This is a genomic window from Burkholderia sp. Bp9142, from assembly GCF_003853415.1.
Lineage (GTDB): Bacteria > Pseudomonadota > Gammaproteobacteria > Burkholderiales > Burkholderiaceae > Burkholderia.
This window is the reverse complement of the sequence record NZ_QTPP01000024.1, coordinates 34,477-60,011: the sequence shown is the minus strand read 5'-3', so window position 1 is coordinate 60,011 and position 25,535 is coordinate 34,477. Positions and strand designations below refer to the sequence as shown.

Annotated in this window: 24 protein-coding genes; 15 read left to right on the top strand and 9 right to left on the bottom strand. The window is 69.7% G+C overall.

Features of this window, described 5'->3' with window-relative positions; all coding sequences use genetic code 11:
- The first annotated feature begins 110 nt into the window (after positions 1–110).
- From DIE22_RS24305 to DIE22_RS24275, 7 genes are all read left to right on the top strand, one after another.
- Positions 111–599, top strand: coding sequence for a hypothetical protein (locus DIE22_RS24305; protein WP_124499876.1), 489 nt, complete (start codon positions 111–113; stop codon positions 597–599).
- Between the two features lie 5 nt (positions 600–604).
- A complete protein-coding gene (locus DIE22_RS24300) occupies positions 605–1,420 on the top strand; it encodes an endonuclease/exonuclease/phosphatase family protein (RefSeq protein WP_124499877.1) in 816 nt (271 codons plus the stop codon).
- A 341-nt stretch (positions 1,421–1,761) separates the two neighbouring features.
- The gene (locus DIE22_RS24295; RefSeq protein WP_124499878.1) at positions 1,762–2,532 is read left to right on the top strand and encodes a ferredoxin--NADP reductase; all 771 of its coding nucleotides are present in this window, start codon (positions 1,762–1,764) and stop codon (positions 2,530–2,532) included.
- A 415-nt stretch (positions 2,533–2,947) separates the two neighbouring features.
- A complete protein-coding gene (gene rqpS / locus DIE22_RS24290; RefSeq protein WP_124499879.1) occupies positions 2,948–3,763 on the top strand; it encodes a quorum system sensor histidine kinase RqpS in 816 nt (271 codons plus the stop codon).
- Between the two features lie 7 nt (positions 3,764–3,770).
- Positions 3,771–4,427 carry a response regulator transcription factor RqpR gene (gene rqpR / locus DIE22_RS24285; protein ID WP_124499880.1) on the top strand — a complete coding sequence of 219 codons (657 nt, stop codon included), beginning with the start codon at positions 3,771–3,773 and terminating at the stop codon, positions 4,425–4,427.
- A 214-nt stretch (positions 4,428–4,641) separates the two neighbouring features.
- Positions 4,642–6,048: an amino acid permease gene (locus tag DIE22_RS24280; RefSeq protein WP_124499881.1), complete on the top strand. Its 1,407-nt coding sequence runs from the start codon at positions 4,642–4,644 to the stop codon at positions 6,046–6,048.
- 297 nt (positions 6,049–6,345) lie between these two features.
- On the top strand, positions 6,346–7,371 hold the full coding sequence (locus DIE22_RS24275) for an XdhC family protein (protein WP_124499882.1): 1,026 nt from the start codon (positions 6,346–6,348) through the stop codon (positions 7,369–7,371).
- Positions 7,372–7,455: 84 nt separating this feature from the next.
- On the opposite strand, the gene DIE22_RS24270 is transcribed toward DIE22_RS24275, so the two are convergent.
- The 6 genes from DIE22_RS24270 to fliE all read right to left on the bottom strand — a co-directional run bounded on the left by DIE22_RS24270 (position 7,456) and on the right by fliE (position 11,512).
- Positions 7,456–8,199 carry a PepSY-associated TM helix domain-containing protein gene (locus tag DIE22_RS24270; protein WP_185640674.1) on the bottom strand — a complete coding sequence of 248 codons (744 nt, stop codon included), beginning with the start codon at positions 8,197–8,199 and terminating at the stop codon, positions 7,456–7,458.
- A 266-nt stretch (positions 8,200–8,465) separates the two neighbouring features.
- On the bottom strand, positions 8,466–8,786 hold the full coding sequence (locus DIE22_RS24265; protein ID WP_124499883.1) for an EscU/YscU/HrcU family type III secretion system export apparatus switch protein: 321 nt from the start codon (positions 8,784–8,786) through the stop codon (positions 8,466–8,468).
- Positions 8,783–10,150: a flagellar hook-length control protein FliK gene (locus DIE22_RS24260; protein WP_124499884.1), complete on the bottom strand. Its 1,368-nt coding sequence runs from the start codon at positions 10,148–10,150 to the stop codon at positions 8,783–8,785. Before DIE22_RS24260 ends, DIE22_RS24265 begins: the two co-directional genes overlap by 4 nt.
- Positions 10,151–10,225: 75 nt before the next feature.
- Positions 10,226–10,558 (bottom strand): flagellar protein FliT, encoded by a 333-nt coding sequence (locus DIE22_RS24255; RefSeq protein ID WP_124499885.1) that lies wholly within the window; start codon positions 10,556–10,558, stop codon positions 10,226–10,228.
- Positions 10,555–10,989: a flagellar export chaperone FliS gene (gene fliS, locus DIE22_RS24250; RefSeq protein ID WP_124499886.1), complete on the bottom strand. Its 435-nt coding sequence runs from the start codon at positions 10,987–10,989 to the stop codon at positions 10,555–10,557. Before fliS ends, DIE22_RS24255 begins: the two co-directional genes overlap by 4 nt.
- 178 nt (positions 10,990–11,167) lie before the next feature.
- A complete protein-coding gene (gene fliE / locus DIE22_RS24245) occupies positions 11,168–11,512 on the bottom strand; it encodes a flagellar hook-basal body complex protein FliE (RefSeq protein ID WP_124499887.1) in 345 nt (114 codons plus the stop codon).
- Positions 11,513–11,761: 249 nt separating this feature from the next.
- Here fliE and fliF point away from each other — a divergent pair, with 249 nt between their 5' ends.
- From fliF to DIE22_RS24215, 6 genes are read left to right on the top strand one after another with little or no spacing between them, the layout of a single operon-like run.
- Positions 11,762–13,525: a flagellar basal-body MS-ring/collar protein FliF gene (fliF, locus tag DIE22_RS24240; protein ID WP_124499888.1), complete on the top strand. Its 1,764-nt coding sequence runs from the start codon at positions 11,762–11,764 to the stop codon at positions 13,523–13,525.
- Positions 13,515–14,510, top strand: coding sequence for a flagellar motor switch protein FliG (gene fliG, locus DIE22_RS24235; protein ID WP_124499889.1), 996 nt, complete (start codon positions 13,515–13,517; stop codon positions 14,508–14,510). The genes fliF and fliG overlap by 11 nt, the downstream gene beginning before the upstream one ends.
- On the top strand, positions 14,503–15,186 hold the full coding sequence (fliH, locus tag DIE22_RS24230) for a flagellar assembly protein FliH (protein WP_124499890.1): 684 nt from the start codon (positions 14,503–14,505) through the stop codon (positions 15,184–15,186). The genes fliG and fliH overlap by 8 nt, the downstream gene beginning before the upstream one ends.
- A complete protein-coding gene (gene fliI / locus DIE22_RS24225; RefSeq protein ID WP_124499891.1) occupies positions 15,180–16,733 on the top strand; it encodes a flagellar protein export ATPase FliI in 1,554 nt (517 codons plus the stop codon). The genes fliH and fliI overlap by 7 nt, the downstream gene beginning before the upstream one ends.
- Positions 16,734–16,738: 5 nt before the next feature.
- The gene (gene fliJ, locus DIE22_RS24220) at positions 16,739–17,197 is read left to right on the top strand and encodes a flagellar export protein FliJ (protein ID WP_124499892.1); all 459 of its coding nucleotides are present in this window, start codon (positions 16,739–16,741) and stop codon (positions 17,195–17,197) included.
- A gap of 31 nt (positions 17,198–17,228) precedes the next feature.
- Positions 17,229–18,584 carry a flagellar hook-length control protein FliK gene (locus tag DIE22_RS24215; protein WP_124606246.1) on the top strand — a complete coding sequence of 452 codons (1,356 nt, stop codon included), beginning with the start codon at positions 17,229–17,231 and terminating at the stop codon, positions 18,582–18,584.
- 12 nt (positions 18,585–18,596) lie between these two features.
- Here the strand turns inward: DIE22_RS24215 and DIE22_RS24210 are convergent, their stop codons facing one another.
- Positions 18,597–20,237, bottom strand: coding sequence for a GMC family oxidoreductase (locus DIE22_RS24210; RefSeq protein ID WP_124606245.1), 1,641 nt, complete (start codon positions 20,235–20,237; stop codon positions 18,597–18,599).
- 721 nt (positions 20,238–20,958) lie between these two features.
- On the opposite strand from DIE22_RS24210, the gene DIE22_RS24200 reads away from it, so the two are divergent.
- Complete coding sequence (locus DIE22_RS24200; RefSeq protein ID WP_124499895.1) at positions 20,959–22,401, top strand: coniferyl aldehyde dehydrogenase; 1,443 nt, start codon at positions 20,959–20,961, stop codon at positions 22,399–22,401.
- Positions 22,402–22,423: 22 nt separating this feature from the next.
- Here the strand turns inward: DIE22_RS24200 and DIE22_RS24195 are convergent, their stop codons facing one another.
- Positions 22,424–23,446: a serine/threonine protein kinase gene (locus DIE22_RS24195; RefSeq protein WP_409410199.1), complete on the bottom strand. Its 1,023-nt coding sequence runs from the start codon at positions 23,444–23,446 to the stop codon at positions 22,424–22,426.
- Positions 23,447–23,504: 58 nt separating this feature from the next.
- Positions 23,505–23,717: a hypothetical protein gene (locus DIE22_RS24190; protein ID WP_011886311.1), complete on the bottom strand. Its 213-nt coding sequence runs from the start codon at positions 23,715–23,717 to the stop codon at positions 23,505–23,507.
- Positions 23,718–24,494: 777 nt separating this feature from the next.
- Between DIE22_RS24190 and DIE22_RS24180 the strand changes: the two genes are divergently transcribed.
- Positions 24,495–25,376 (top strand): DMT family transporter, encoded by an 882-nt coding sequence (locus DIE22_RS24180; RefSeq protein WP_124606243.1) that lies wholly within the window; start codon positions 24,495–24,497, stop codon positions 25,374–25,376.
- Positions 25,377–25,535 lie beyond the last annotated feature (159 nt).

The following is a 25,535-nucleotide window of genomic DNA, read 5'->3' as shown; positions in this document are numbered from 1 at the left end:
GGACCGTGCTGCGAACCCGCGGCGACGCGTCCTGTCACACGACCGTCCAAATCGATCGGGCGTAAGATGTGCGTCCGTTCCCCGCTACCCCGCGTTTCCGGAGAAGTTTCATGCTGAAACACGGCCTGGCCGTCCTGCTCGCGAGCGTCGCGCTCGCGGCCCATGCGCAGAGCCCCGCACCGGCCGCCGTCGCGTGGGAGATCCAGGTGGTGCGCGACGGTCAGACGATCGACACGTTCCAGCAACGCACCACCGTGGGCCAAACCCGCACCGACACCCATCGCTATCCGTCCGCCGTGCCCGTCGGCTGCGGCAATGCCGCGCGCGTCGTGCCGACCGAGCGTTCGCGCTCGGTGACGGTCGCGCCGCTCACCGTCGACGACGCCGCGCACACGGTGTCGCTCGCGCTCGACGTGCAGGAAACCCTCGACGACGAAAACGCGACGCGCGGCGATCCATGCCTGCCCGCGTCGCCGCGACAGATCGTCGCGAGCCATCCGGGGCTGTCGGTCGGTGGCGAAGCCTGGACCGACTGGACGATCGTCGAGCAGCGCCCGCGTCTCGTCTACCGCGTGCGTGCGCACGTCGCAAAGGACTGAGCGCCATGTCCGCCGACGCCCTGTCCCTGCCGTTCGCCGAACCGCACGCCGCGCCCGACGAAATCACCGCGGTCAGCTGGAACCTGCACAAGGGCCGCTCGCCGCTCGGCTTCACCGCGTGGAACGCGATGCGCAACTGGATGCAGTCGACGCACGCCGACGTGTATTTTCTGCAGGAAGCGATGGCGCGCCGCATGCCGCGCCCGATGCTCGCCCCCGGCTTCGGCGCGCCGATGGACGACGCGGTCGACGACGTGTGGCACTGCCAGGCCACCGAGATCGCGCAGGCGCTCGACTGGCAGATCGCGCTCGGGCCGAACGTGTTCAAGCCGTCGTGGCGGCACGGCAACGCGATCCTGTCGCCGCATCCGCTCGATCTCGGCGGCCGCTGGGACATCTCCGCGCACCGCTTCGAGCGGCGCGGGCTGCTCGTCGCGCGCGCGACGCTCGCCGGCGCGCGGCCCGTCACGCTGCTGTGCGCGCACCTCGCGCTCACGCGCGCGGCGCGGCTGCGCCAGATGCACTGGATTGCGCACTGGATCGTGCGCAACGCGGGCGACGGCCCGCTCGTGCTCGCCGGCGACTTCAACGACTGGCGCAACGATTCCGTCGCGCTGTTCGACGAGATCGGGTTGTCCGAGGTCGCGACGCTGCTCGGCCAGTCGGGCCGCACGTTCCCCGCGTTCTCCCCGGCGCTCGCGCTCGACAAGATGTTCGTGCGCGGGCTGACGCCGCTCGAATGGCAGGCGCCGTCCGGCGAAACCGCGTGGCTGTCCGATCACCTGCCGTATATCGCGCGGCTGCGCCTCGATCCGCCGTGACGCGAGCGCGGTCACGCCGCAGGCGCGCGGCCGGCGGCGCCTGCGGCGACCGCTCGATGCGCTTCGCGGCGCCGCGCGCGCCGGTCCCGGCGCGATGCGCGCGGCCCATCGTTGAAAGCTTGTTGAAATGATTCGTTGCGCCAAATCCGCGCAGCCGCGCGGGTCAAGCCCGCATCGGCCCCAAGCAGGGTAAAATAACGAGTTCCTCAAACGTCTGTCATCGAGAAGGCGCGTGTCCGACGCGCCGGCCGGCCGATCCGCGATCGGGCCGACGCACTCGGTTTTTTGCCCGTTTTTGGGCCCGTTACACGCGTTCGCCACGCGCGTCCGTTTTCAAAGCCATGAGCAAATACGACACCGCCACCGTCCAATCCGTCCATCACTGGACCGACACGCTTTTCAGCTTCACCTGCACCCGTGAGCCGAGCCTGCGCTTCAACAACGGCGAATTCACGATGGTCGGCCTCGAGGTCGAGGGCAAGCCGCTCGCGCGCGCCTACTCGATCGTCAGCCCGAACTACGAAGAGCACCTCGAATTCTTCAGCATCAAGGTCCAGAACGGCCCGCTGACGTCGCGCCTGCAGCACCTGAAGGTGGGCGACCCCGTGCTGATCGGCAAGAAGCCGACCGGCACGCTCGTCGCCGACAACCTGCTGCCCGGCAAGACGCTGTGGATGCTGTCGACCGGCACGGGCCTCGCGCCGTTCATGTCGATCATCCGCGATCCGGACATCTACGAACGCTTCGACAAGGTCATCCTGACGCACACGTGCCGCCTGAAGGGCGAACTGGCGTACATGGACTACATCAAGCACGACCTGCCGGGCCACGAGTACCTCGGCGACATCATCAAGGAAAAGCTCGTCTACTACCCGACGGTCACGCGCGAAGCGTTCGACAACGAGGGCCGGATCACCGACCTGATCGCGACGGGCAAGCTGTTCACGGATCTCGGCGTGCCGGCGTTCTCGCCGGAAAACGACCGCGTGATGCTGTGCGGCAGCACCGCGATGCTGAAGGACACGACCGACCTGCTGAAGCAGGCCGGCCTGGTCGAAGGCAAGAACAGCGCTCCGGGTCACTACGTGATCGAGCGCGCGTTCGTGGACTGATCGATCTGCGAATTTGTGCCGTATCAAGAACCGGAGCAAAAGCTCCGGTTTTTTTTCGTCCCCTCTTGGCGAATTCGTAACAAATTGAGACCATCCCATCTCAAATAGTTACATTTGGATACGGGCCGGCCGGGTGCTTTCGTGTCGGTGTTTTTCCTACAATGGCTTCGTCCCGATTATTCACATTTACCCTTAAATGTCCGCCTGACATGACTTTTTCAGAATTTTTGAGATATTATTCGGCCCGCGTGGTTGCCCCTCGGATGGCCATTGAAGGGTCGGACTCAAACGTTACAAGTTGTAACTTTTGTTACCTCGGCATGGGGCGATTCTCTGGCGGCGGCCGTCATCGAAACGGCAGCCAATCCACGCAGCCAGCCGGTGCCTGAACCGCTTTCTGACAGCAGGGAGAGTCATGGATACGTCGCTCAACGCGCCTCCGGGCGCCCGCGCCCCGTTCCCGTCGCAGCCGCACGTGCACGGTTGCGGCGCAGCCACGCCCATGGCCGAAGCCCTGCCCAACGGCGACGCATCCGCGACCCGGATCGCGGCGCTGTCCACCCAACTGATGGCCGCCGACGAAGCGGCCCGCCGCCATCTGGCCGGCGAGCTGCATGACGGGCTCGGCGCCGAACTCACCGCCGCGCGTTTCGCGCTCGCAAACGTTCAAACATGGCTGCCGGCCGATGCGCCGGACGGTTGCCTGCGCGCGCTCGAACTGGCGCAGCGGGCGCTCGACGCCGCGACCGACGCGAACCGCCGGCTGATCGACGAGCGCGACACGCCGGCGCTCGACGGCGGCGTCATCGGCGCCTTGTCGGCATGGGTCGACAGCCACGCGGCCCGCACCGGCCTGCGCACGAGCTTCGTCTGCGCGGCCGACGCTCGGCTCACGCAACTCGCCGGCGCCAGCGCGCTCGCGATCTTCCGCGTCGCGCAGGAAGCGCTGTCGAACGTCGCGAAGCATGCGCGTGCGACGTCCGTCGACATGCACATCGACACGGACCGCTCGCATCTGTCCCTGATCGTCACCGACGATGGGACCGGTTTCTCGCGCAACCGGCGCGCCGGCTACGGCCTCGCCGGGATGCGCGCACGCTGCGAGGCGTTCGGCGGCAGCTTCGACGCGAGCGCGCCGGAATCGCGCCGCGGCACGCGCGTCACCGCGCGCTTCGCGTGGGACTCGCTGTTCGCGGTGCCGGCCGCCGCGCGCCGCGCATCGCTTTCGTGAGGTCGCCATGAGCCTGAACATCCTGCTCGTGGACGATCACGCGATCGTCCGGCAAGGGATCCGCCACCTGCTGATCGACCGCGGCGTCGCGCGCGAAGTGACCGAAGCCGAGACCGGCAGCGATGCGATCGCCGCCGTCGACCGCCGGACCTTCGACGTGATCCTGCTCGACATCTCGCTGCCGGACACGAACGGCATCGAGCTGCTCAAGCGCATCAAGCGCAAGCTGCCGGGCACGCCGGTGCTGATGTTCTCGATGTACCGCGAGGACCAGTACGCGGTGCGCGCGCTGAAGGCCGGCGCGGCCGGCTACCTGTCGAAGACGGTGAATGCCGCGCAGATGATCGGCGCGATCCAGCAGGTCGCGGCCGGCCGCAAGTACGTGAGCCCGGCGATGGCCGAGGCGCTCGCCGAATACGTGTCGTTCGAGAACGAACCGCTGCCGCACGAGAAGCTGTCCGATCGCGAATACCAGACGCTCTGCATGCTCGCATCGGGCAAGCGCCTCACCGACATCGCGAACACGCTGTCGCTGTCGGTGAAGACGGTCAGCGTGTACCGGTCGCGGCTGCTCGAGAAGATGCGGCTGTCGAACAACGCGGAACTGACGTTCTACGTGATGAGCAACCGGCTCGTCGACATGGCACCCGCGTCGGGCGCCTGATCCATCGCATTCGCCGGAATCGTGCGATTCACCGCGCCGGCCACCTCCGGGCCGGCCCCGGCCCGCGCGCGTTGCGTGCAAGCGCTTGTTTTATCGGACGATTCCGGAGCGCGCCGCTGCGCCGCAGCGGGTCTTGCGCGCCAAATCGGCTAAAATTCCGGGTTTTCACTCACTCGGCGCCGCCGCGCTCGCGCGCGCTGGAGACTCATCCGCAATGTCCCTCTTCCGCAAGAAAAACGTCGATCGCATGATCGCCGGTGCGCACGGCGCCGGGCTCAAGAAAGCGCTCGGCGCAATCGACCTCACCTTCCTCGGCATCGGCGCGATCATCGGCACCGGGATCTTCGTGCTGACCGGCACGGGCGCCGTGCAGGCCGGCCCCGCGCTGATGCTGTCGTTCGTGATCGCCGCGATCGCGTGCGGTCTCGCGGCGCTGTCGTACGCCGAGTTCGCGTCGACGATTCCGGTCGCGGGCTCGATCTACACGTATTCGTACGCGACGCTCGGCGAGCTCGTCGCCTGGATCATCGGCTGGGACCTGATGCTCGAATACGGCCTCGCGGCGTCGGCCGTGTCGGTCGGCTGGTCGGGCTACCTGCAGTCGCTGCTGCAGGGCTTCGGGCTCTCGCTGCCGACCGTGCTGACCGCCGCGCCCGGCGCGATCCCGGGCGTCGTCACGTGGTTCAACCTGCCGGCGTTCCTCGTGATGGTGGTGATCACGACGCTGTTGTCGATCGGCATCCGCGAGTCGACCCGCATCAACAACATCATGGTGTTCATCAAGGTGTCGGTGGTGCTGCTCGTGATCGCGGTCGGCCTGTTCCACGTGACGCCCGCAAACTGGAAGCCGTTCATGCCGCACGGCTGGAACGGCGTGTTCGGCGCGGCGGCCGTGATGTTCTTCGCGTTCATCGGCTTCGACGCGGTGTCGTCGGCGGCCGAGGAAGTGAAGAATCCGAAGCGTGACCTGCCGATCGGCATCATCGCGTCGCTCGCGGTATGCGCGGTGCTGTACGTGACGGTCGCGGCGGTCGCCACCGGCATCGTGCCGGCGGCCCAGTACGCGAACGTGTCGCACCCGATCTCGTATGCGCTGCAGATCGCCGGCGAGAAGTGGGTCGCGGGCTTCATCGATCTCGGCGCGGTGCTCGGCATGCTCACCGTGATCCTCGTGATGAGCTACGGCCAGACGCGGATCATCTTCGCGATGTCGCGCGACGGGCTGCTGCCGGCGACGCTGTCGCGCGTGCATCCGCGCTACGCGACGCCGTTCCTGACGACCTGGCTCGTCGGCCTGTTCTTCGGGCTGATCGCCGCGCTCGTGCCGCTCAACGTGCTCGCCGAGCTGATCAACATCGGCACGCTCGCCGCGTTCTCGATGGTGTCGATCGCGGTGCTGGTGCTGCGCCGCACGCACCCGGAGCTGCCGCGCGCGTTCCGCTGCCCGGGCGTGCCGGTGGTGCCGATCCTCGCGGTCGGCGCGTGCCTGTTCCTGATGCTGAACCTGCAGCCCGTCACGTGGGCCGCATTCGGCATCTGGCTCGTGATCGGCCTCGTGATCTACTTCCTGTATTCGCGCCACCACTCGAAGCTCGCCCGCGGCGGCCACGACGCGCATTGACCCGCGCCGCCGCGTGCGCACGCCGCACGCCGTGTGCGGCGTTGCGATGCCGCACACGGCCATGACCGGCCCCGTGCGGCGCGCCCTCGCCCCCTGTCGAACCAGCCGCCGCCCGGCACCCGCCGCCGCGCCGCTCCCGCGCGCGGCCGCTGCCCGATCGTCGCGACGTCTTGCCCGATCCTCCGGATTTGCGCGGATGATGCGCACGCTGCCTGCATGCGCGCGCCGCGCGGTTCATAATCCCGCCATCGAACGATGGGTCCGGACCGGCAGACCGCCCGGCAACAGGAAAAGATGATGGAAAGCGTCGATCTCGATGTACTGAAATCCAGCGCGCGCTGGCTCGACGAAGGGCGCCGCGTGCTGCTCGTGACGGTCGTGAAGACGTGGGGCTCGTCGCCCCGCCCCGAGGGCGCGATGCTCGCGGTGCGCGAGGACGGGCTCGTGGTCGGCTCCGTGTCCGGCGGGTGCATCGAGGACGACCTGATCGCCCGCGTGCATGCGAGCGGCATCGCGGCCGACGCGCGCCCGGAAGCCGCCAAGTACGGCGTGACGGCCGAGGAAGCGCACCGCTTCGGGCTGCCCTGCGGCGGCACGATCCAGCTCGTGCTGGAACCGCTCACGCGCGACAGCGGGATCGCCGCGTTGTGCGCCGAGGTGGAAGCCGGCCGCCTCGTTACGCGCACGATGACGCTCGCGACCGGCCGCGCGTCGCTGTCGCCCGCGCAGGCGACCGACGGGCTCGCGTTCGACGGCGAACGGCTCGTGACGATCCACGGGCCGCGCTACCGGATGCTCGTGATCGGCGCGGGACAGTTGTCGCGCTATCTGTGCCAGATCGCGGTCGGGCTCGACTACCAGGTGACGGTCTGCGATCCGCGCGAGGAGTACACGGATGCGTGGGACGTGCCGGGCACGCGCGTCGTGCACACGATGCCCGACGACACGGTGCTCGACATGAAGCTCGACGCACGTTCGGCCGTGATCGCGCTCACGCACGACCCGAAGCTCGACGATCTCGCGCTGATGGAGGCGCTGAAGACGCCCGCGTTCTACGTAGGCGCGCTCGGCTCGCGGCGCAACAACGCAGCGCGGCGCGAGCGGCTGCTCGAATTCGACCTGAACGACGCGGAACTGGCGCGGCTGCACGGGCCGGCCGGCATCTACATCGGCAGCCGCACGCCGCCGGAAATCGCGATCTCGATCCTCGCCGAGGTCACGGCCGCGAAGAACAACGTGTCGCTGCCGACGCTCCTGCAGGTCGAGGGCGCGAAGGCCGCCCGCGAGATCGCGGCAAACAACGGCGCGACCTGCGGCCTCTGAGGCCCACCGGCACCGGCGCAGGGCCGTTGCGCCGGATGCACGCACCACCCGCCGGCAGCAAGCCGGCGCGCTTCGGCGGTGGCGTCAGGCGAGGCCCGCGGCGAGCGCCGCGGCGACCGAGCCGGCCACCAGCACGACGCCGACCGTGCGGCGCTTGTTCAGCTCCGTCCACAGCAGCACGCCCGTCAGCGACAACAGGATCAGCGAACCCGCGATCGTGTCCATCAACAGCACCCAGCCGAGATTCATGCCGACGCCGCGATGCAGGTTGTTCAGCGTCGTCAGGAACGTGTTACCGGTGCGTTTCACCGACACGTAGCCGTTGCCGACCCAGTATTCGGCCTGCAGGTTCTGGTGCGGCCCGAACAGGCCCATCTGCCAGTGCTCGGGCTGCATCACGCGCTTGTCGCCCCAGGCGACCGGCTGCGCGGGCTCCTTGCGCACGCGCCCCGGCCGGCCGTCGAAGTGCAGCTCGCGCTGCAGCCACTTCGTCATCGCGGCGGGCGACTTCGGCGCCGGGTCCGGCAACGCGATCTGCATCTGCTCGACCTGCGGTTCGCCGGTCGAGATCTTCAGCGGCGGCGCGCGGTGGTTGAGCAGCACACCCGTCACGCCGAACAGCAGCCCGAGCACCGCGCCCCATAACCCGACCCAGCCGTGCACCTTGCGCAGCCATTTGATGAAGGTCGCGCGGCGCGAACGCTGACGGCGCGCCGCCAGTTCGGCATCGCTCAGGGGACGTGCGGCCGGATGCAGCACGGTGACACCCGCGGGACCCGCGGGGGGCATGCCCGCCTGCGGCGGGGCGATCGTTTCGGGCGCGTTCACGCGAGAATGTCCATTCGTTCAAAGCAACGGGCGGCGCACGGAAAACGTGCGCCGCCCGGGATAGCATGAAAATGAGAATGGATATCATTACATAAATGACGCGGCCGCTCAATCCGCGTGCGCACGGCAGGCGAGCGCGAAACTCCCGCGATAGCCGATAAAGCGCGCGGATTGCGCACCGATCCCGGTCAATAGAAGAAAAATGCCGACGAAATGATGACGAAAGACAGGGACAGCATTTCGCAAGAAACCGGGCCGCCGTGTACTCAGCGGCGCAGCGGCGGCAGCGGAAAGCGCGGCGCGGCGCCGCCCGGCTCGGGCTCGGTGCGATCGAGTGCGTACAGCCACGCGAGCAGATCCGCGACGGCCTGGTAAAGCTGCGGCGGAATCCGGTCGTCGAGGTCGACCTGCATCAGCAGCGACACCATCTCCGGCGCGGTATGCACGTACAGCCCCGCGTCGCGCGCACGGGCGACGATCATCTCGGCGAGCAGGCCATATCCCTTCGCGACCACGCGCGGCGCGGCATCGCCGCCTTTCGGATCGTAGACGAGCGCGGCCGCGCGCTTGCGGGACGTCATGCTCATCGCGGCGCCTCGTCGTCGGCGCCCGGCGTGCCGCCGGCCGCGCTGCGCGCATACGCGGCAGCGGCGGCCTGCGCGACGAGCGGGTCGAAGCCGTCCGGTTCGTCGCCGACCGCGCGGATCGACAGCCCGCCGAGTTGCAGACCGGATCCCTCGAACCGCTGCCGCAGCGCGGCCTCGTTCCGCGTGAGCCGGTCGGCGCCGGCCGAATTCGCGCGCAGCCGCGCGACGAGCTGCTTGCCGTTCAATACCAGTTCCGCGTCGACCGTCCCGAGCGACGGCAGCGTCAGCGTCAGGCGCGTGCGCCATGCGATCCCGTCACCGGCGTCGCCGCCGCCGCGCGACCCGGGGCCGCCCGGATCGTCGGGTTCGATCGTCCAGTCGAGCCGCGCGCCGGGCCATGCCTCGCCCGTCCAGCGGAACTGGTCGGTCGCGAGTGCATCGAGCTGCTGCCGGACGATCGGCACGGCGGCCGGATGCACGGGCGCCGATGCCTGCGCCTGCGGATCGGCCGACGCGGCGGCCAGTTCGGCGCGCGCGGACGTCCAGCGCGTGTCGGGGTGGCCGCCGAGCGGGTCGGCCATTCCGGCCGTCCCCGGCGCAGTGCCTTGCCGGGCGGCCGCCTGCGCGCTCGGTGCCAGCTCGTGCGGGGCCGCACCGCCCGGCACCGGTGCGCCTGGCTGCGCGGCGGGTCGCGGCGCGGCCGCCGGCAACGGCAGACGCTGCGCGAGCAATTCGTCGAGCAGATCGGGCGCATCGTGCTGCGCGGCATCCGGGGCCGGCTGCACCGGCGCGGTCGTGAGGCGCGCCTGCGGTTCGCGCATCAGCGCGGCGAGCGGCCGCTGGCCGGCCAGCCACTGCGCGAGATGGGATTCGTAAAAGAGCCCGCTTTCGCTCACGGCCTGCGCGAGCGCCGCGCGCAGCGCCGCGACGGGCGGCGCGTCCGCCGCAGCACGCGCGGCCGCGACGTCGGACGCGGGCGATGCAGCAGGCGATGCAGCGGAAGAAGCGGCCGCGGACGCAGCCGGGCCGGCTGCCGGCCGCCCGTCCGGCGGCACGGCCGCCGCGCTCAGCAGCACGGAAGGATCGGCCAGCAGCGGCGTGCGCCCGGCGATCACGGGTGTCGCGACGCCGCCCGTGCGCGAGATCGCGTCGAGCACGAGCGCGACGTCGGACAGCGCGGTCTGCGCGGACGCCGGCGGCGCGGCCGGCGGTGCGCCCGCCGAGGACGGCGCTGACGCGCCGGCGCCCGGCGTGCCGACCTGCGCGGTCGCGCCGCCGCCGGCGGACGCCGGCACGGTGCCGGTCAGCAGGCTGTCGAGGCGGCTCGCCAGCAGGGCGGCCGCAACGGAGTCGATACCGGTCATGATCGGAGCCTGCTCACCTCAGCCACATCGTTGCGAAGCCGGAGACGCGGCAACCGCGGCCCCGGCAAACGGGCACTATCCGCGAGCGCGGTAGAGATCGGTCAATACCCTGGTCGAGCGCCGCGCCTCGAACAGCGCGGACAGCCGCGCGACTTCCGGGCTCGCGAGATCGCGGATCGCGGCGTCGTCGGCGAGGATGCGGCGGATCAGCGCCAGCTTGCGGCCGAGGTCCGATTCGTCGAGCGCGACGCCCGGATCGGCCTCCTTCAGCCCGTCGACGAGCCGCAGGAATTCGGCCTGCAACTCCGGCAGCGCGCTCCAGTCGGCACCGCGCGCCGCGCTCAGCATGCGGCCCGACACGGCCGCGAGCGCCTCGTAGCGAGCGAAGTATTCGGCCTTGAGATTCATCGTGCCGCGTCCACCGCCTGTTGCGCGGCCATCCGCGCGACTTCGGGGGCGATGCCCGTCCACGCTTCCTCGAGCGTCGCGAGCAGTCCGTCGACCTCGACCAGCATCGCGTCGCTCGCGTGCACGTTGGCTTCGAGCAGGCGCCGGACGATATACGCGTACAGCGCGTCGAGGCGCCCGGCGATCTCGCCGCCCGCGTCGCGGTTCAGCGCCGCCTGCAGACCGCTCTCGACGATCCCGATCGCCTTGCCGATCGCTTCGCCGCGTGCGGGCACGTTGCCCTGCTGCAGATGCATGCGTGCGAGCGCGATGGCCTGCCGCGCGCCCTGGTACAGCATCGCGATCAGCCGGTGGGGGGAGGCGCCCATCACCCCCGTCTCGACGCCGACACGCGCGTACGCACTGGCTCCAGCGTGTCCTGGGGAAAACATGCGCTTCTCCTTGTGATGCGTTGGCTATGCGGAAGCCGCCGCCCTGCATTGCACGACGCGGCCTTGTACCGCAGTTATCGGAAGGGAATTGAAAAGCTTTAGGCGCGCGGGCCGCCGGCCCGGCCGGCCGCTCCGGGGGTGGGCGGCCCCGGATGCCCGTCGCCGGGTGGCCGTCGCATCACACCGACATCTGCATGATGTCGTTGTACGCGCTCACCAGCTTGTTGCGGACCTGGAGCCCGAACTGGAAGCCGATGTTGGCCTTCTGCATGTCGACCATCACGTCGTTCAGCGACACGTTCGCCGCGCCGACCTCGAACGCGTGCGCCTCGCCGAGCGCGTGCTGCTGGTCGCCGCTGATCTTGTCGAGCGACGCCTTCATCGCGCTCGCGAACGTGCCGGCCGTCGCGGCGCCCGAGCCGGCGAGCGCCGCCGTCGGGCTCGCGACGCCGCCGCCCGCCTGCGCGGCCATCGCCTGCATCTGTTGCAACACCGAACCGATTCCGCTGACGTTGGCAGCCATGCTGTCCCCAGACATAAGAGAAGAAACCCGGACCGACCGGGCGTTTCCGCCGGCGCCGCACCACGCGCACCATGCCGGATCGCGAAAAAGGATAGCAGCGCGGCGCGCGCCAAAGCCGCGAAAGTACGGGGGAAACCCCGCTCTTTTCGGTCGATCGGAGTCGCGCCCGGGTCCCGATAATCGCATCGTGTCATTGTCCGTCCGCTCGTCCGAGCGGCTCAGTCGTCCCGCTCCGGAGAAATTCCACGCATGGATTCGCAGGCCAACTCGCTGATCAACCCCGACGCCCGCACGGGCCTCGCCAGCCCGGTGCCAGGCGCCACCGTGGCCGCCGCGTTGCCGGGAGCAGGCGGCGCCGGCGCGGACTTCGGGTTCGGCGGCTTCGCGGAACGCATCCCCGGCATCTCGCGGATGAAGGGCAACCCGAAGCTGCCGTTCGTGATCGCCGTCGCCCTCGCGATCGCCGCGCTCACCGCGCTCGTGCTGTGGAGCCGCGCGCCCGACTATCGCGTGCTGTACAGCAACCTGTCGGACCGCGACGGCGGCGCGATCATCGCCGCGCTCCAGCAGGCAAACGTTCCCTACAAGTTCGCCGACGCCGGCGGCGCGATCCTCGTGCCGTCGAACCAGGTGCATGAAACGCGCCTGAAGCTCGCCGCGATGGGCCTGCCCAAGGGCGGCTCGGTCGGCTTCGAGCTGATGGACAACCAGAAATTCGGCATCAGCCAGTTCGCCGAGCAGGTGAACTACCAGCGCGCGCTCGAAGGCGAGCTGCAGCGCACGATCGAATCGATCAACGCGGTGCGCGGCGCGCGCGTGCATCTCGCGATCCCGAAGCCGTCGGTATTCGTGCGCGACAAGGAAGCGCCGAGCGCGTCGGTGTTCGTCGACCTCTACCCGGGCCGCGTGCTCGACGAGGGCCAGGTGCAGGCCATCACGCGGATGGTGTCGTCCGGCGTGCCCGACATGCCCGCGAAGAACGTGACGATCGTCGACCAGGACGGCAACCTGCTGACGCAGTCCGCTTCGGCCTCCGGCCTCGACGCGAGCCAGCTGAAATACGTGCAGCAGGTCGAGCGCAACACGCAGAAGCGCATCGACGCGATCCTCGCGCCGATCTTCGGCACCGGCAACGCGCGCTCGCAGGTCAGTGCGGACATCGATTTCTCGAAGCTCGAACAGACCTCGGAAAGCTACGGCCCGAACGCCACGCCGCAGCAGGCCGCGATCCGCAGCCAGCAGACCAGCAGCGCGACCGAACTCGCGCAGGGCGGCGCATCGGGCGTGCCGGGCGCGCTGTCGAACACGCCGCCGCAGCCGGCGTCCGCGCCGATCGTCGCCGGCAACGGCCAGAACGGGCCGCAGTCGACGCCCGTCAGCGACCGCAAGGACCAGACGACCAACTACGAACTCGACAAGACGATCCGCCACGTCGAGCAGCCGATGGGCAACGTGAAGCGGCTGTCGGTCGCCGTCGTCGTCAACTACCAGCCGGTCGCCGACGCGAAGGGCAAAGTGACGATGCAGCCGCTGCCGCCCGCCAAGCTCGCGCAGATCGAGCAGCTCGTGAAGGACGCGATGGGCTACGACGAGAAGCGCGGCGACTCGGTCAACGTCGTGAACAGCGCGTTCTCGACCGTCAGCGACCCGTACGCCGACCTGCCGTGGTGGCGCCAGCCGGACATGATCGCGATGGCGAAGGAAGCCGCGAAGTGGCTCGGCATCGCGGCGGCCGCGGCGGCGCTCTATTTCATGTTCGTGCGCCCGGCGATGCGCCGCGCGTTCCCGCCGCCCGAGCCGGTCGCACCGGCGCTCGCGGCGCCGGAGGATGCCGTCGCGCTCGACGGCCTGCCCGCGCCGGACAAGGCCGACGAGCCCGATCCGCTGCTGCTCGGCTTCGAGAACGAAAAGAACCGCTACGAACGCAACCTCGACTACGCGCGCACGATCGCCCGCCAGGATCCGAAGATCGTCGCCACCGTCGTGAAGAACTGGGTGTCCGATGAACGCTGAAGGCCTGACCAAGAGCGCGCTGCTGCTGATGTCGATCGGCGAGGAAGAGGCCGCTGAAGTATTCAAGTTCCTCGCGCCGCGCGAGGTGCAGAAGATCGGCGCTGCGATGGCCGCGCTGAAGAACGTCACGCGCGAGCAGGTCGAGGACGTGCTGCAGGAGTTCGCGAAGGAAGCCGAGCAGCACACCGCGCTGTCGCTCGATTCGAGCGAGTACATCCGCTCGGTGCTGACCAAGGCGCTCGGCGAGGACAAGGCCGGCGTGCTGATCGACCGGATCCTGCAGGGCAGCGACACGAGCGGCATCGAGGGCCTGAAGTGGATGGACTCGGGCGCCGTCGCCGAACTGATCAAGAACGAGCATCCGCAGATCATCGCGACGATCCTCGTGCACCTCGACCGCGACCAGGCATCCGAAATCGCGTCGTGCTTCACCGAGCGGCTGCGCAACGACGTGCTGCTGCGGATCGCGACGCTCGACGGCATCCAGCCGGCCGCGCTGCGCGAGCTCGACGACGTGCTGACCGGCCTGCTGTCCGGCAGCGACAACCTGAAGCGCAGCCCGATGGGCGGCATCCGCACCGCGGCCGAGATCCTCAACTTCATGACGAGCAATCATGAGGAAGGCGTGCTCGAAAGCGTGCGCCAGTACGACGCCGACCTCGCGCAGAAGATCGTCGACCAGATGTTCGTGTTCGAGAACCTGCTCGACCTCGAGGATCGCGCGATCCAGATGGTGCTGAAGGAAGTCGAGTCGGAAACGCTGATCATCGCGCTGAAGGGCGCGCCGCCCGCGCTGCGCCAGAAGTTCCTCGCGAACATGTCGCAACGCGCGGCCGAGCTGCTCGCCGAGGATCTCGACGCGCGCGGGCCGGTGCGCGTGTCCGAGGTCGAGACGCAGCAGCGCCGCATCCTGCAGATCGTGCGCAACCTCGCCGAAAGCGGCCAGATCGTGATCGGCGGCAAGGCGGAAGACGCATATGTCTGATTCCCCGCGCGAGCGCGTCGGCACCCTCACCGCGTACCAGCGGTGGGAGATGGCGTCGTTCGATCCGCCGCCGCCCCCGCCGCCGCCCGACGACGCGGCAGCGGCCGCCGCCGCACTCGCCGAGGAACTGCAGCGCGTGCGCGACGCCGCGCATGCCGAAGGCCATGCGGCCGGCCACGTCGAAGGCCAGGCGCTGGGTTACCAGGCCGGGTTCGACCAGGGCCGCGAGCAGGGCTTCGAGGCCGGCCGGGCCGAAGCCCGCGAACAGGCCGCGCAGCTCGCGGCGCTCGCCGCATCGTTCCGCGAAGCCGTGTCGGGCGTCGAGCACGATCTCGCGTCCGATCTCGCGCAGCTCGCGCTCGACATCGCGCAGCAGGTCGTGCGCCAGCACGTGAAGCACGATCCCGCCGCGCTCGTCGCGGCCGTGCGCGACGTGCTCGCCGCCGAACCCGCGTTGTCCGGCGCGCCGCATCTGGCGGTGAATCCGGCTGACCTGCCCGTCGTCGAAGCCTATCTGCAGGACGATCTCGATACGCTCGGCTGGAACGTGCGCACGGACGCGTCGATCGAGCGCGGCGGCTGCCGCGCGCACGCCGCGACGGGCGAGGTCGATGCGACGCTGCCCACCCGCTGGCAGCGCGTCGCCGCCGCGATCGGCAAGGTGAGCGCATGGTGACGCCCACGCTCGAATCGATCCTGTACGACGGAATGACGCCGCTCGAGCGCGAACTCGCGCTCGCGTCGTTCGGCCCCGACCACGCGCATGACACAGCGCATGACCCCGCGCACGGCGCCGATCCGCACGCGGCACACGCTTCAGACGACGCGCCGCGTGCACCGCACAATCCGCATCTCGCGCACTGGCGCACGCACCTGAACGGTCTCTCGACACGCAGCCACCACGCGCTGCCGCTGCGCCCGTGCGGGCGTCTCACGCGCGCCGCGGGCCTCGTGCTCGAGGCGATCGGGCTGCGCCTGTCGGTCGGCGCGGAATGCACGATCGAACTGCCGCCCGGCAGCACGCTGCCGCACGCGCAAGCGGAAGTCGTCGGGTTCTCCGGCGACCGCCTGTTCCTGATGCCGACCACCGACGTCGCAGGCGTGCTGCCCGGCGCGCGCGTGTGGCCGCTGGAGGCCGCGCCCGTCGCCGATCCGCTCGCCGGCGCGAAGCGGCTGCCGGTCGGCTGGGAAATGCTCGGGCGCGTCGTCGATGCGTCGGGCCGCCCGCTCGACGGTCTGGGCCCGCTCGCGTCGAAACTCGACGCACCGCTGTCGGCGCCGTCGATCAACCCGCTCGATCGCGAGCCGATCCACCACGTGCTCGACGTCGGCGTGCGCGCGATCAACGCGCTGCTCACCGTCGGCCGTGGGCAACGGATGGGCCTGTTCGCCGGCTCCGGCGTCGGCAAGTCGGTGCTGCTCGGCACGATGGCGCGCTACACGAGCGCGGAAGTGATCGTGATCGGGCTGATCGGCGAACGCGGCCGCGAAGTGAAGGAATTCATCGAACAGATCCTCGGCGAGGACGGGCTCGCGCGCTCGGTCGTCGTCGCGGCGCCGGCGGACGTCTCGCCGCTGCTGCGGATGCAGGGCGCGGCCTACGCGACGTCGCTCGCCGAGTATTTCCGCGACCAGGGCAAGCACGTGCTGCTGCTGATGGATTCGCTGACGCGCTACGCGATGGCGCAGCGCGAGATCGCGCTCGCGATCGGCGAGCCGCCCGCGACCAAGGGCTATCCGCCGTCGGTGTTCGCGAAGCTGCCGGCGCTCGTCGAGCGCACCGGCAACGGGCCCGAAGGCGGCGGCTCGATCACCGCGTTCTACACGGTGCTGACCGAAGGCGACGACCAGCAGGACCCGATCGCCGACTCGGCGCGCGCGATCCTCGACGGCCACATCGTGCTGTCGCGCGCGCTCGCCGAGGCCGGCCACTATCCGGCGATCGACATCGAGGCGTCGATCAGCCGCGCGATGACCGCGCTGATCGACGAACCGCATCTCGACCGCGTGCGGCAGTTCAAGCAGATGCTGTCGCGCTACCAGCGCAATCGCGACCTGATCGCGGTCGGCGCCTATGCACCGGGCCGCGACGCGCAGCTCGACCGCGCCATCGCGCTCTATCCGCGCATCGAATCGTTCCTGCAGCAGGGCTTTCGCGAATGCGCGCCGTTCGTGTCGAGCCTCACTGCGCTCGATGCGCTGTTCGACGTACACGGAGGCTGATCCCGATGGCACCCGGCTTTCCCCTTCAACTGCTGCTCGACCGCGCGCAGGAAGATCTCGACACCGCCGCGAAGCAGCTCGGCACCGCGCAGCGCGACCGCAGCGCGGCCGCCGAACAGCTCGATGCGCTGCTGCGCTATCGCGACGAATACCATGCGCGCTTCGCGCAATCCGCGCAGCACGGGATGCCGGCCGGCAACTGGCGCAATTTCCAGGCGTTCATCGATACGCTCGACGCGGCGATCGCGCAACAGCGCAATGTGCTTGCCGCGGCCGAACTCCGTATCGACGAGGCGCGCCCGAACTGGCAACAGAAGAAACGCACCGTCGGCTCATACGAAATCCTGCAGGCGCGCGGCGTCGCGCAGGAAGCGCAGCGTGCCGTGAAGCGCGAACAGCGCGACGCGGACGAACACGCCGCGAAGATCCTGCGCATGCGGGCCGACGCGGCCCGCTCGGCGTAATCGCTCACCGCTTTCGAACGAGAGAACCGTCATGTCTCCCCTGCCCCTGCTCGGCGCGCTGCTCGACACCGCCGGCACCGCACTCAAGGCCGTCCGCGGCGCGGGTTCGTCCGCCGCCGCGACGTCCGCCGGCAACGATGCCGCAACCAGCCCGGCCGCCGTGCCGTTCGCGCAGACGCTGAAGCAAAGCGTCGACACGCGGCACGACGCGGCGAACGCCGGCAAGCCGGACGCCGCGACGAAACAGGCGTCGTCGACGCCGGCCGCCGGCGCGAAACCCGCCGACCGCGACGACGACCAGTCGGCCGACGATGCGATCGCGACGCCCAATCCCGACGCCGCCGCGCTCGCCGCGGCCGCCGCCGTGCAGGCACAGCTGCAGGCGCGCGCGAACGGCGCGATGCCGGCCGACGCCGCTACCGCCGCCACGGCCGCGCAAACGACGGCCGTGTCCGGCCAGCCGGACGCCGCGGCCGCGCTGACGAATCATGCAGGCAAGGATGCGGCCGCCGAGCCGGCCGTGCCCGCATCGGGCCGCGACGCGCTGCAGGCCGCGCTGGCGAAGCTGACCGGCGGCGCGGGTGCGATCGCGATGCCTGCGGCGAGCACGGCAACGGCAGCGGCAGCGCCGGCATCGACGACATCCGCATCGGCCGCCGCCGCACCGCTGACGCCGACAGTCCCGACCTTCGACCGCACGCTCGCCGACGCGAAAGGCGCGCTCGCGACGCAGCAGACGCCCACGCAAGCCACCGCACCGGCGCTGCAGGCCGGCGCAACCGGCCAGCCCGCCGCGCACGCACTCGCGGCCGCCGAGGAAACCGCCAGCCCGACTGCCGACGCAACGGCCGCAGCCGCCGCGACGGCTGCGGCAGCTGCACAAGCAAACATCCCGGCATCGCCCGCCGCAAGCTCGATCGCCGCGGCCAACCCGCATGTGCTGGCCCCACATGTCGGGACCGCCGACTGGACCGACGCGCTGAGCCAGAAGGTCGTGTTCCTGTCGAACGCGCACCAGCAGAGCGCCGAGCTGACGCTGAACCCGCCGGACCTCGGCCCGCTGCAGGTCGTGCTGCGTGTCGCGGACAACCACGCGCATGCGCTGTTCGTATCGCAGCACGCACAGGTGCGCGATGCGGTGGAAGCCGCGCTGCCGAAGCTGCGCGAAGCGATGGAAGCGGGCGGGCTCGGCCTGGGCAGCGCGACCGTCAGCGACGGCGGCTTCGCTTCGCAGCAGCAGAACCCGCAACAGCGCTTCGCCGGCGGCCAATCGTCGCCGCGCGCACGCGCCGGATCGTCAGCCGTCGACGCACCGGTCGACGCTGCGCAATCCGCAGCCGCCGCCGCGACCGTGAGCCGCGCGGGCCTCGTCGATACGTTCGCCTGAGCATCGCGCCGCTCAGCGGCCGTGCACCGTCGCGGCCGCCTCGCCGCGCGGCACGCCGCCCCGGTGCGTCGCGACGATGAAGTCCGCCGCGCGTTCGCCGATCATCACCGACGGCGCATTCGTGTTCCCGCCGATCAGCGTCGGCATCACCGACGCATCCACCACCCGCAGCCCTTCGACACCGCGCACGCGCAGTTGCGGATCCACGACCGCGCGCGCATCGGAACCCATCCGGCAGGTGCCCACCGGGTGATAGATCGAGTCGGCGTGCGCGACGATCGTCGCGCGCAGCTCGGCTTCGCTCTGGTCCGCCCGCGTGTACAGCTCGCGCCCGCCCTGCGACGCAAGCGGCGCCTGCGACAGGATCCGGCGCATTGCCTGCGCGCCGCGCACGAGCAAGTCGAGGTCGCGCGTGTCGCTGAAGAAGCGCGGATCGATCAGCGGCGCGTCGCGCGCATCGCCGCTCGCGAGGGCGACCGTGCCGCGGCTGAACGGGCGCAGCGCGCACACGTGCAGCGAATAGCCGAAGCCCCAGTGCATCTTGCGGTTGTGGTCGTCGACGAGCGCCGTGCAGAAATGCAGCTGCAGGTCCGGTCGGTCGAGCGACGGATCGCTCTTGATGAAGCCGCCGGCCTCCGCGACGTTGCTCGTCATCATCCCCGTGCGGCTCGAGAAATAGCGCGCGAGCGCCGGCGTCATCTTCGCGATCCCGCGCAGGCAGACGCCGACCAGCTCCGACGAATTCACGCGCGTGTTGATGATGAAGTCGATATGGTCGATCAGGTTGGCGCCGACGTCCGGCGCGTCCTGCACGACCGCGATGCCGTGCCGGCGCAGCTGCTCCGCCGGACCGATCCCCGAGCACATCAGCAGTTGCGGCGAATTGAACGCGCCGGCCGACAGGATCACTTCCGCACGCGCGCCGAGCGTCTCGACGCGTCCGTCGCGCGACACCACGACGCCGACCGCGTGCTTGCCGTCGAAGCCCACGCGCAGCACCGTCGCATCGGTGATCACGTGCAGGTTCGGCCGGTCGCGGCCGTAGATGTACGCACGCGCGACGCTGCAGCGCGAGCCGTCGCGATGCGTGACCTGATAGAAGCCGACGCCTTCCTGCGTCGCGCCGTTGAAATCGTCGTTGAGCGGATAGCCGGCCGCATGTGCGGCCTGGATGAATCGTTCGGAGAACGGATTACGAAAGCGCAGATCGGAAACCGTCAGCGGACCGTCCGCGCCGTGCCAGGCGTCGGCGCCACGCGCGTTGCCTTCCGCGCGACGGAAATACGGCAGCACGTCCTGCCAGCCCCAGCCCGTCGCGCCGAGTTGTGCCCACTCGTCGTAGTCGCCCGGGTGGCCGCGCGTGTAGATCATCGCATTGATCGCGCTCGAGCCGCCCATCCCGCGCCCGCGCGGCTGGTAGCCGCGACGGCCGCCGAGGCCCGGCTGCGGCACCGTCTCGTAACCGTAGTTCGTGCCGAGCTTGAACGGTACGAGCGCGGCGATCCCCACCGGCATGTTGACGAGCAGGTTGCGCTCCGTGTGCGAACCGGCCTCGATCAGCGCGATCGTCGCGTCGGGGCATGCATCGGCGAGGCGGCTGGCGAGGCTCGACCCGCCCGACCCTCCGCCGACGATGATGTAGTCGTATTGCATGTCACGTCTCCTTCGTGTCATGAACGGCGCCCGGCGCGGCCCGGCTCCCGCTTGTAATGTTCGGGCATTGTAGGAATGGCCGTCACGCACGCGGCAAGCCGATTCAAGAGCGATTCCTCTAAACGCCCGCGTGAACTAAATTTAAGATGTATCGATTGATGCGACGCGATGCACCGGCCGCCAGAAGCCGCGCTGTCGCGACACTGGGGAGACGACGATGCAGCGCGACGTTCTGCGGGCCGCGGGCCGACCGGGTTGTCCGGGCGCACCGCGCGCGGCCCGCATTTCATTTCAAACGGATGCCTGGACAGTAACGGCCGGCACCGTGCGCGCGGCCGGTCGAAATCGAACGACGCGGCGTGTCGCCGCCCGTTTGGACGGCGCGTCGCGTGAGCGGCACGACCTGCCGGTACGTGTGTCGCCGCGCGCCTCGCGCGGCCCCGCGTCGGTGCGCCCGCAAGCACCCGCGGCGCGCCGTCGCGCACCGGCCGGACATCGCATCGGGCCGGACGCGCGGACCGTGCAACCCCGTTTTCCGACGCGGGCACCGTCGCGCGGATGCGACGCTTGCCGCACGCTGCACCCTGTTTTCGACCGCGCATCGCATCCGGCCCCGCGCCGCGCGACGCGCGCCATCCCGACCCGCCCCGCCACGCTCGCCGAGCGGGTACGTGCGGCCTGACTGCTGGCCGACGTGCCACGCCCAACTGGAGGAGACGACATGAAGAACGACCTGCCCGAACTGGCCCCGCAAGCGCTGCCGTCGGTCGATACGCTGACGACGCTGCTGCGCGACCAGCGCGCGGCCTACCTGCGCGCGCCGTATCCGGAGTGGGACGCCCGTGCGCGGCACCTGCGCGCGCTGCGCACGATGCTGATCGATCATGCGGATGCGCTCGCCGATGCGATCAGCGCCGACTTCGGGCATCGCGCGAAGCAGGAAGTGCTGCTGTCGGAAATCTGGATGGCGAAGGAAGAGATCGACGACGCACTCAAGCACGGCAAGCGCTGGATGAAGCCGATCCGCAAGCCGATGAACAAGTGGCTGCGGCCGGCGCGCGCGAAGGTGCTGCCGCAGCCGCTCGGCGTGGTCGGCATCGTCGTGCCGTGGAACTATCCGATCCTGCTCGCGGCCGGGCCGCTGATCTGCGCGCTCGCGGCCGGCAACCGCGCGATCATCAAGATGTCCGAACTGACACCGCGCACGTCGGCGCTGTTCGAGCAGCTGATCGCGAAGACCTTCTCGCGCGATCACGTCGCGGTCGTGAACGGCGATGCCGAGATCGGCGCCGCGTTCAGCGCGCTGCCGTTCGATCACCTGCTGTTCACCGGTTCGACGCATGTCGGCCGCCACGTGATGCGCGCCGCGGCCGACAACCTCACGCCCGTCACGCTCGAGCTCGGCGGCAAGTCGCCGGCGATCGTCGGTCCGAATGCGCGCTTCGATGCGGCCGTCGACGCAATCATCAGCGGCAAGACGCTGAATGCGGGTCAGACCTGCATCGCGCCCGACTACGTGCTGCTGCCGCGCGGGATGGAAGCCGCGTTCATCGAACGCGCGCGGGCGCGCTTCGCGAGGCTGTATCCGGACCTGTCGACCAACGGCGACTACACGACGATCGTGTCGCCGCGCCATTACGCCCGGCTGCAACAGCTTGCGACCGACGCGCAGGCGGCCGGCGCGCAACTGCATCCGCTGTCGGACGCACGGTCCGATCCCGCTTCGCGCCGCTTCGTGCCGTGCGCGCTCACGCACGTGCCCGCCGCGTCGCAGCTGATGCAGGAGGAAATCTTCGGGCCGCTGCTGCCGCTCGTGCCGTACGAGCGGCTCGACGAAGCGATCGCCTATGTGAACGCGCGTCCGCGGCCGCTCGCGCTGTACCTGTTCGACGAGGATGGCGGCACGATCGACCGCGTGATGCGCGAAACGATCTCGGGTGGCGTGACGGTCAACGACGCGCTGATGCACATCGCGTGCGGCAGCTTGCCATTCGGCGGCGTCGGCGCGAGCGGGATGGGTGCGTATCACGGCTACGACGGCTTCGTGACGTTCTCGAAGATGAAGCCCGTGCTCACGCAGGCGCGCCTGAACACCCGCGGGCTGATCGCGCCGCCTTACGGCAAGCGCTTCGCCGCGGTGATCAAAATGATGCTGAAGTTCTGAGCGATGGGGGCCGCGCGCGCCGTCACACAGGCCAGAGCGGCCCCTCCTGCATCGCGCCGATCTGCTCGCGCAGTTCGAGCACGCGTGCTTCCCAGTAGCGATGCGTGTTGAACCACGGGAACGCGGCCGGAAACGCCGGATCGTCCCAGCGGCGCGCAAGCCAGGCCGCGTAGTGGATCAAGCGCAGCGTGCGCAGCGCTTCGACCAGATGCAGTTCGCGCGGCTCGAAATCGCAGAAATCCTCGTAACCGGCGAGCAGGTCCGCGAGCGCGCGCGACGCGCCGTCGCGATCGCCCGGCAGCAGCAGCCACAGGTCCTGGACCGCCGGCGCCATCCGGCTGTCGTCGAAGTCGACGAAATGCGGGCCCGCGTCGGTCCACAGCACGTTGCTCGGATGGCAGTCGCCGTGCGTGCGCAGCAGGCGGATGTCGCCCGCACGCTCGAACGCGGCCTCGACGCCTTCGAGCGCGAGCGCGACCACCGTCTCGTAGGCCGGCCGTACATCGTCGGGAAGAAAATCCTGCGCGAGCAGGTAATCGCGCGGCTCGTAGCCGAACGTGCGGATGTCGAGCACCGGACGCGCGACATAGGGCTGCGTCGCGCCGACCGCGTGAATCCGGCCGATGAAACGGCCGAGCCATTCGAGCGTGTCGCTGCGGTCGAGATCGGGCGCGCGGCCGCCGCGCCGCTCGAAGATCGAGAAGCGGAAGCCGTCGAACGCGTGCAGCGTGCGGCCGTCGAACGCGCGCGCGGGCACCGCCGGAATCTCGCGCGCGGCGAGTTCGGCGACGAACGCATGCTCTTCCAGGATCGCATCGTCCGACCAGCGTGCGGGCCGGTAGAACTTCGCGACGACGGGCGGGCCGTCTTCGATGCCGACCTGGTAGACGCGGTTTTCGTAGCTGTTGAGGGCGAGCAGGCGCCCGTCGGTGCGCAGCCCGGCCGGTATCAGCACACTGTCGAGCGCGTCGAGCACGCACTCGGGCGTGAGGCCGGCGAACGGCGGGCCGGCGGGAGCAGCAGGGGCGGAAGTGACGTCTTTCATGCCCCGCATTGTGCCGTCAGCCTCGCCGAAACACGAGCGTCCGGTGCGGCGCGCGTGCTCAGTGGATCGCGGCGCCGGCCGGCAGCACGGATTCGCCGGTGTCGATCAGGTCCTCGAGAAAGAACGGCTCGGTGTTGAGTTCCTTCGACTCGCCCGGCACGCCCGCGTACCAGGTCACCATGGCCATGTCGCCCAGAACGCGCTGGACGATGCCGCGCGCGCCCTTCGGCACCGCGATATGGGTAGTACAGACAATCGACCCGACATGCATGATGGTTCCCCACTCTTGAAACTTGAAACCCGGCCCGCTGGCGAGCCGGCAAATGCACGATCCGCGCCGCCCTCGCCGGGGTGTTGCGCGTGATCCCATTGTTCACGGTTTATCGAAGCGCGAAAAGAAGAAGAAGCGGGTGAAGTGCCGCGAATTCGTCGAATGTCTCCAATCAACCACTGTATCGCGCGTGCGCTTGCACGGGCGGATACCCCCATCATACCCTGTCGAATGTGACTGCCTGCCGAATCCGGCCGGCCATGCAAGATGCACGCGAATCGCGCAATGCACGTATCGTCCGGCCTTCGCCTCAGCCGTCAGGCGATTTCGCGTGAGCGCACCCGACGGAACCGCGCCCTCGGCCGCCGCATGGCGGCGCCGGCGTCGAACGCAATCGCGCCGCCCGACGGTCGGGCGCGCGGCGTCGGCTTGCCACCGGTTGCGCGGGATGGCCGCCTTGCGTTACCTTTGACGCTCATCCGCGTTCAAGCGCCTTTCGACACGATGCATCCGCTCACGTCCGCTCTCGCAAAATCCCGGCCGCAGTTCGACTCGCGGCCGCAGGCGTGCGCGCATCCGTCGGTCCTTCCTCCCCCTGTCGCACCGCCGCTCGTCGGCGCCGCGCCGCCCCCGCCGGCGGCACGCGTCGGCTGACCCGCCGGCTTGCGTTTTCCGTTTTCCATTCGCCCGTTTGTGGCCGTTCGTGCGTGATCACGCACGGCGCGTTGCCGCGCGCGCGACATGGAACGTTTCGATCCGTTCGACAGGTGGATTCACATGGTTTCGTTCAAACGCGCGCTCGCCGCGCATGGCGTGACGTCGCTCTTCGTGCTGCTGTGGAGCAGCGGCGCGATCTTCGCCGAACTCGGTCTGCGTCACGCATCCGCGTTCGTCTTTCTCACCGCGCGCTTCGCGCTCGCGTCACTCGTGCTGCTCGTCCTGGCCACCCTGCGCGGCCGCTGGCTGCCGCCGCGCGGCGAACGGCGCATGGCCGCGCTGACCGGCCTGCTGATGATGGGCGGCTATTCGATCTTCTACCTGCTCGCGCTCGATCGCGGGATCGCACCGGGCGTGCTCGCGACGATCCTCGGCGTGCAGCCGATCCTCACGCTCGCGATCGTCGAGCGGCGCTGGCAGCCGATGCGCGTCGCGGGGCTCGGGCTGTCGCTGGCCGGTCTCGCGCTCGTCGTGTGCCGCGGCGTGGGCGGCGCCGGCCTGCCGCTCATGGGCGTCGCGTGCGCGCTCACGGCGCTCGTCGCGCTGACCGCCGGCTCGCTGCTGCAAAAGCGCGTGCGCGCCGCACCCGCCGACGTGCTGCCGCTGCAGAACGCGATCGGCCTCGTGCTGTGCGTGGCGATCCTGCCGTTCCGGCCGATCTCGCTCGATGTCGGCTGGGCGTTCGTCGTGCCGCTGCTGTGGCTCGGCATCGTGATCTCGGTCATTGCGCAGCTGCTGTTCTACCGGTTGATGCAGCGCGGTGATCTCGTCAACGTGACGAGCCTGTTCTATCTCGTGCCCGTCGTCACCACGCTGATGGACGCAGTCTGGCTCGGCAACCGGCCCGAGCCGCTCGCGCTCGCCGGCATGGGGGCGATCGTCGCGGGGCTTGCGCTCGTGTTCCGCACGCCGGCCGTTCGCACGCAACCCGATCGCGCATAAGGAGGGGCCGCCGCACCCGCGGGTGCGGCGGCCCGTATCGAACACGTACGACGTTTCCGCGCAAATCGAAAGGAACGGGAAAGAATTGCGCAAGGCATTCGTCCGGTTCGCGGGAAAAATGCGGAATCGGGGGGTTTTTCCGCATACTTTTAATGGTTC

Bases quoted from the DNA above. Each gene is read 5' to 3' on its own strand.
- DIE22_RS24255 (WP_124499885.1), bottom strand. From the start codon at position 10,558: ATGAATCTCAAGGCCGAATACTTCGCTCGCTACGAGGCGCTCGCGGCC.
- DIE22_RS24200 (WP_124499895.1), top strand. From the start codon at position 20,959: ATGAAGAACGACCTGCCCGAACTGGCCCCGCAAGCGCTGCCGTCGGTC.
- DIE22_RS24195 (WP_409410199.1), bottom strand. From the start codon at position 23,446: ATGAAAGACGTCACTTCCGCCCCTGCTGCTCCCGCCGGCCCGCCGTTC.
- DIE22_RS24260 (WP_124499884.1), bottom strand. From the start codon at position 10,150: ATGACCGGTATCGACTCCGTTGCGGCCGCCCTGCTGGCGAGCCGCCTC.
- DIE22_RS24210 (WP_124606245.1), bottom strand. From the start codon at position 20,237: ATGCAATACGACTACATCATCGTCGGCGGAGGGTCGGGCGGGTCGAGC.
- DIE22_RS24275 (WP_124499882.1), top strand. From the start codon at position 6,346: ATGGAAAGCGTCGATCTCGATGTACTGAAATCCAGCGCGCGCTGGCTC.
- rqpR (WP_124499880.1), top strand. From the start codon at position 3,771: ATGAGCCTGAACATCCTGCTCGTGGACGATCACGCGATCGTCCGGCAA.
- fliG (WP_124499889.1), top strand. From the start codon at position 13,515: ATGAACGCTGAAGGCCTGACCAAGAGCGCGCTGCTGCTGATGTCGATC.
- fliJ (WP_124499892.1), top strand. From the start codon at position 16,739: ATGGCACCCGGCTTTCCCCTTCAACTGCTGCTCGACCGCGCGCAGGAA.
- fliF (WP_124499888.1), top strand. From the start codon at position 11,762: ATGGATTCGCAGGCCAACTCGCTGATCAACCCCGACGCCCGCACGGGC.
- rqpS (WP_124499879.1), top strand. From the start codon at position 2,948: ATGGATACGTCGCTCAACGCGCCTCCGGGCGCCCGCGCCCCGTTCCCG.
- fliS (WP_124499886.1), bottom strand. From the start codon at position 10,989: ATGTTTTCCCCAGGACACGCTGGAGCCAGTGCGTACGCGCGTGTCGGC.
- DIE22_RS24295 (WP_124499878.1), top strand. From the start codon at position 1,762: ATGAGCAAATACGACACCGCCACCGTCCAATCCGTCCATCACTGGACC.
- DIE22_RS24265 (WP_124499883.1), bottom strand. From the start codon at position 8,786: ATGAGCATGACGTCCCGCAAGCGCGCGGCCGCGCTCGTCTACGATCCG.
- fliI (WP_124499891.1), top strand. From the start codon at position 15,180: ATGGTGACGCCCACGCTCGAATCGATCCTGTACGACGGAATGACGCCG.
- DIE22_RS24190 (WP_011886311.1), bottom strand. From the start codon at position 23,717: ATGCATGTCGGGTCGATTGTCTGTACTACCCATATCGCGGTGCCGAAG.
- fliE (WP_124499887.1), bottom strand. From the start codon at position 11,512: ATGGCTGCCAACGTCAGCGGAATCGGTTCGGTGTTGCAACAGATGCAG.
- DIE22_RS24300 (WP_124499877.1), top strand. From the start codon at position 605: ATGTCCGCCGACGCCCTGTCCCTGCCGTTCGCCGAACCGCACGCCGCG.
- DIE22_RS24180 (WP_124606243.1), top strand. From the start codon at position 24,495: ATGGTTTCGTTCAAACGCGCGCTCGCCGCGCATGGCGTGACGTCGCTC.
- DIE22_RS24305 (WP_124499876.1), top strand. From the start codon at position 111: ATGCTGAAACACGGCCTGGCCGTCCTGCTCGCGAGCGTCGCGCTCGCG.
- fliH (WP_124499890.1), top strand. From the start codon at position 14,503: ATGTCTGATTCCCCGCGCGAGCGCGTCGGCACCCTCACCGCGTACCAG.
- DIE22_RS24280 (WP_124499881.1), top strand. From the start codon at position 4,642: ATGTCCCTCTTCCGCAAGAAAAACGTCGATCGCATGATCGCCGGTGCG.
- DIE22_RS24215 (WP_124606246.1), top strand. From the start codon at position 17,229: ATGTCTCCCCTGCCCCTGCTCGGCGCGCTGCTCGACACCGCCGGCACC.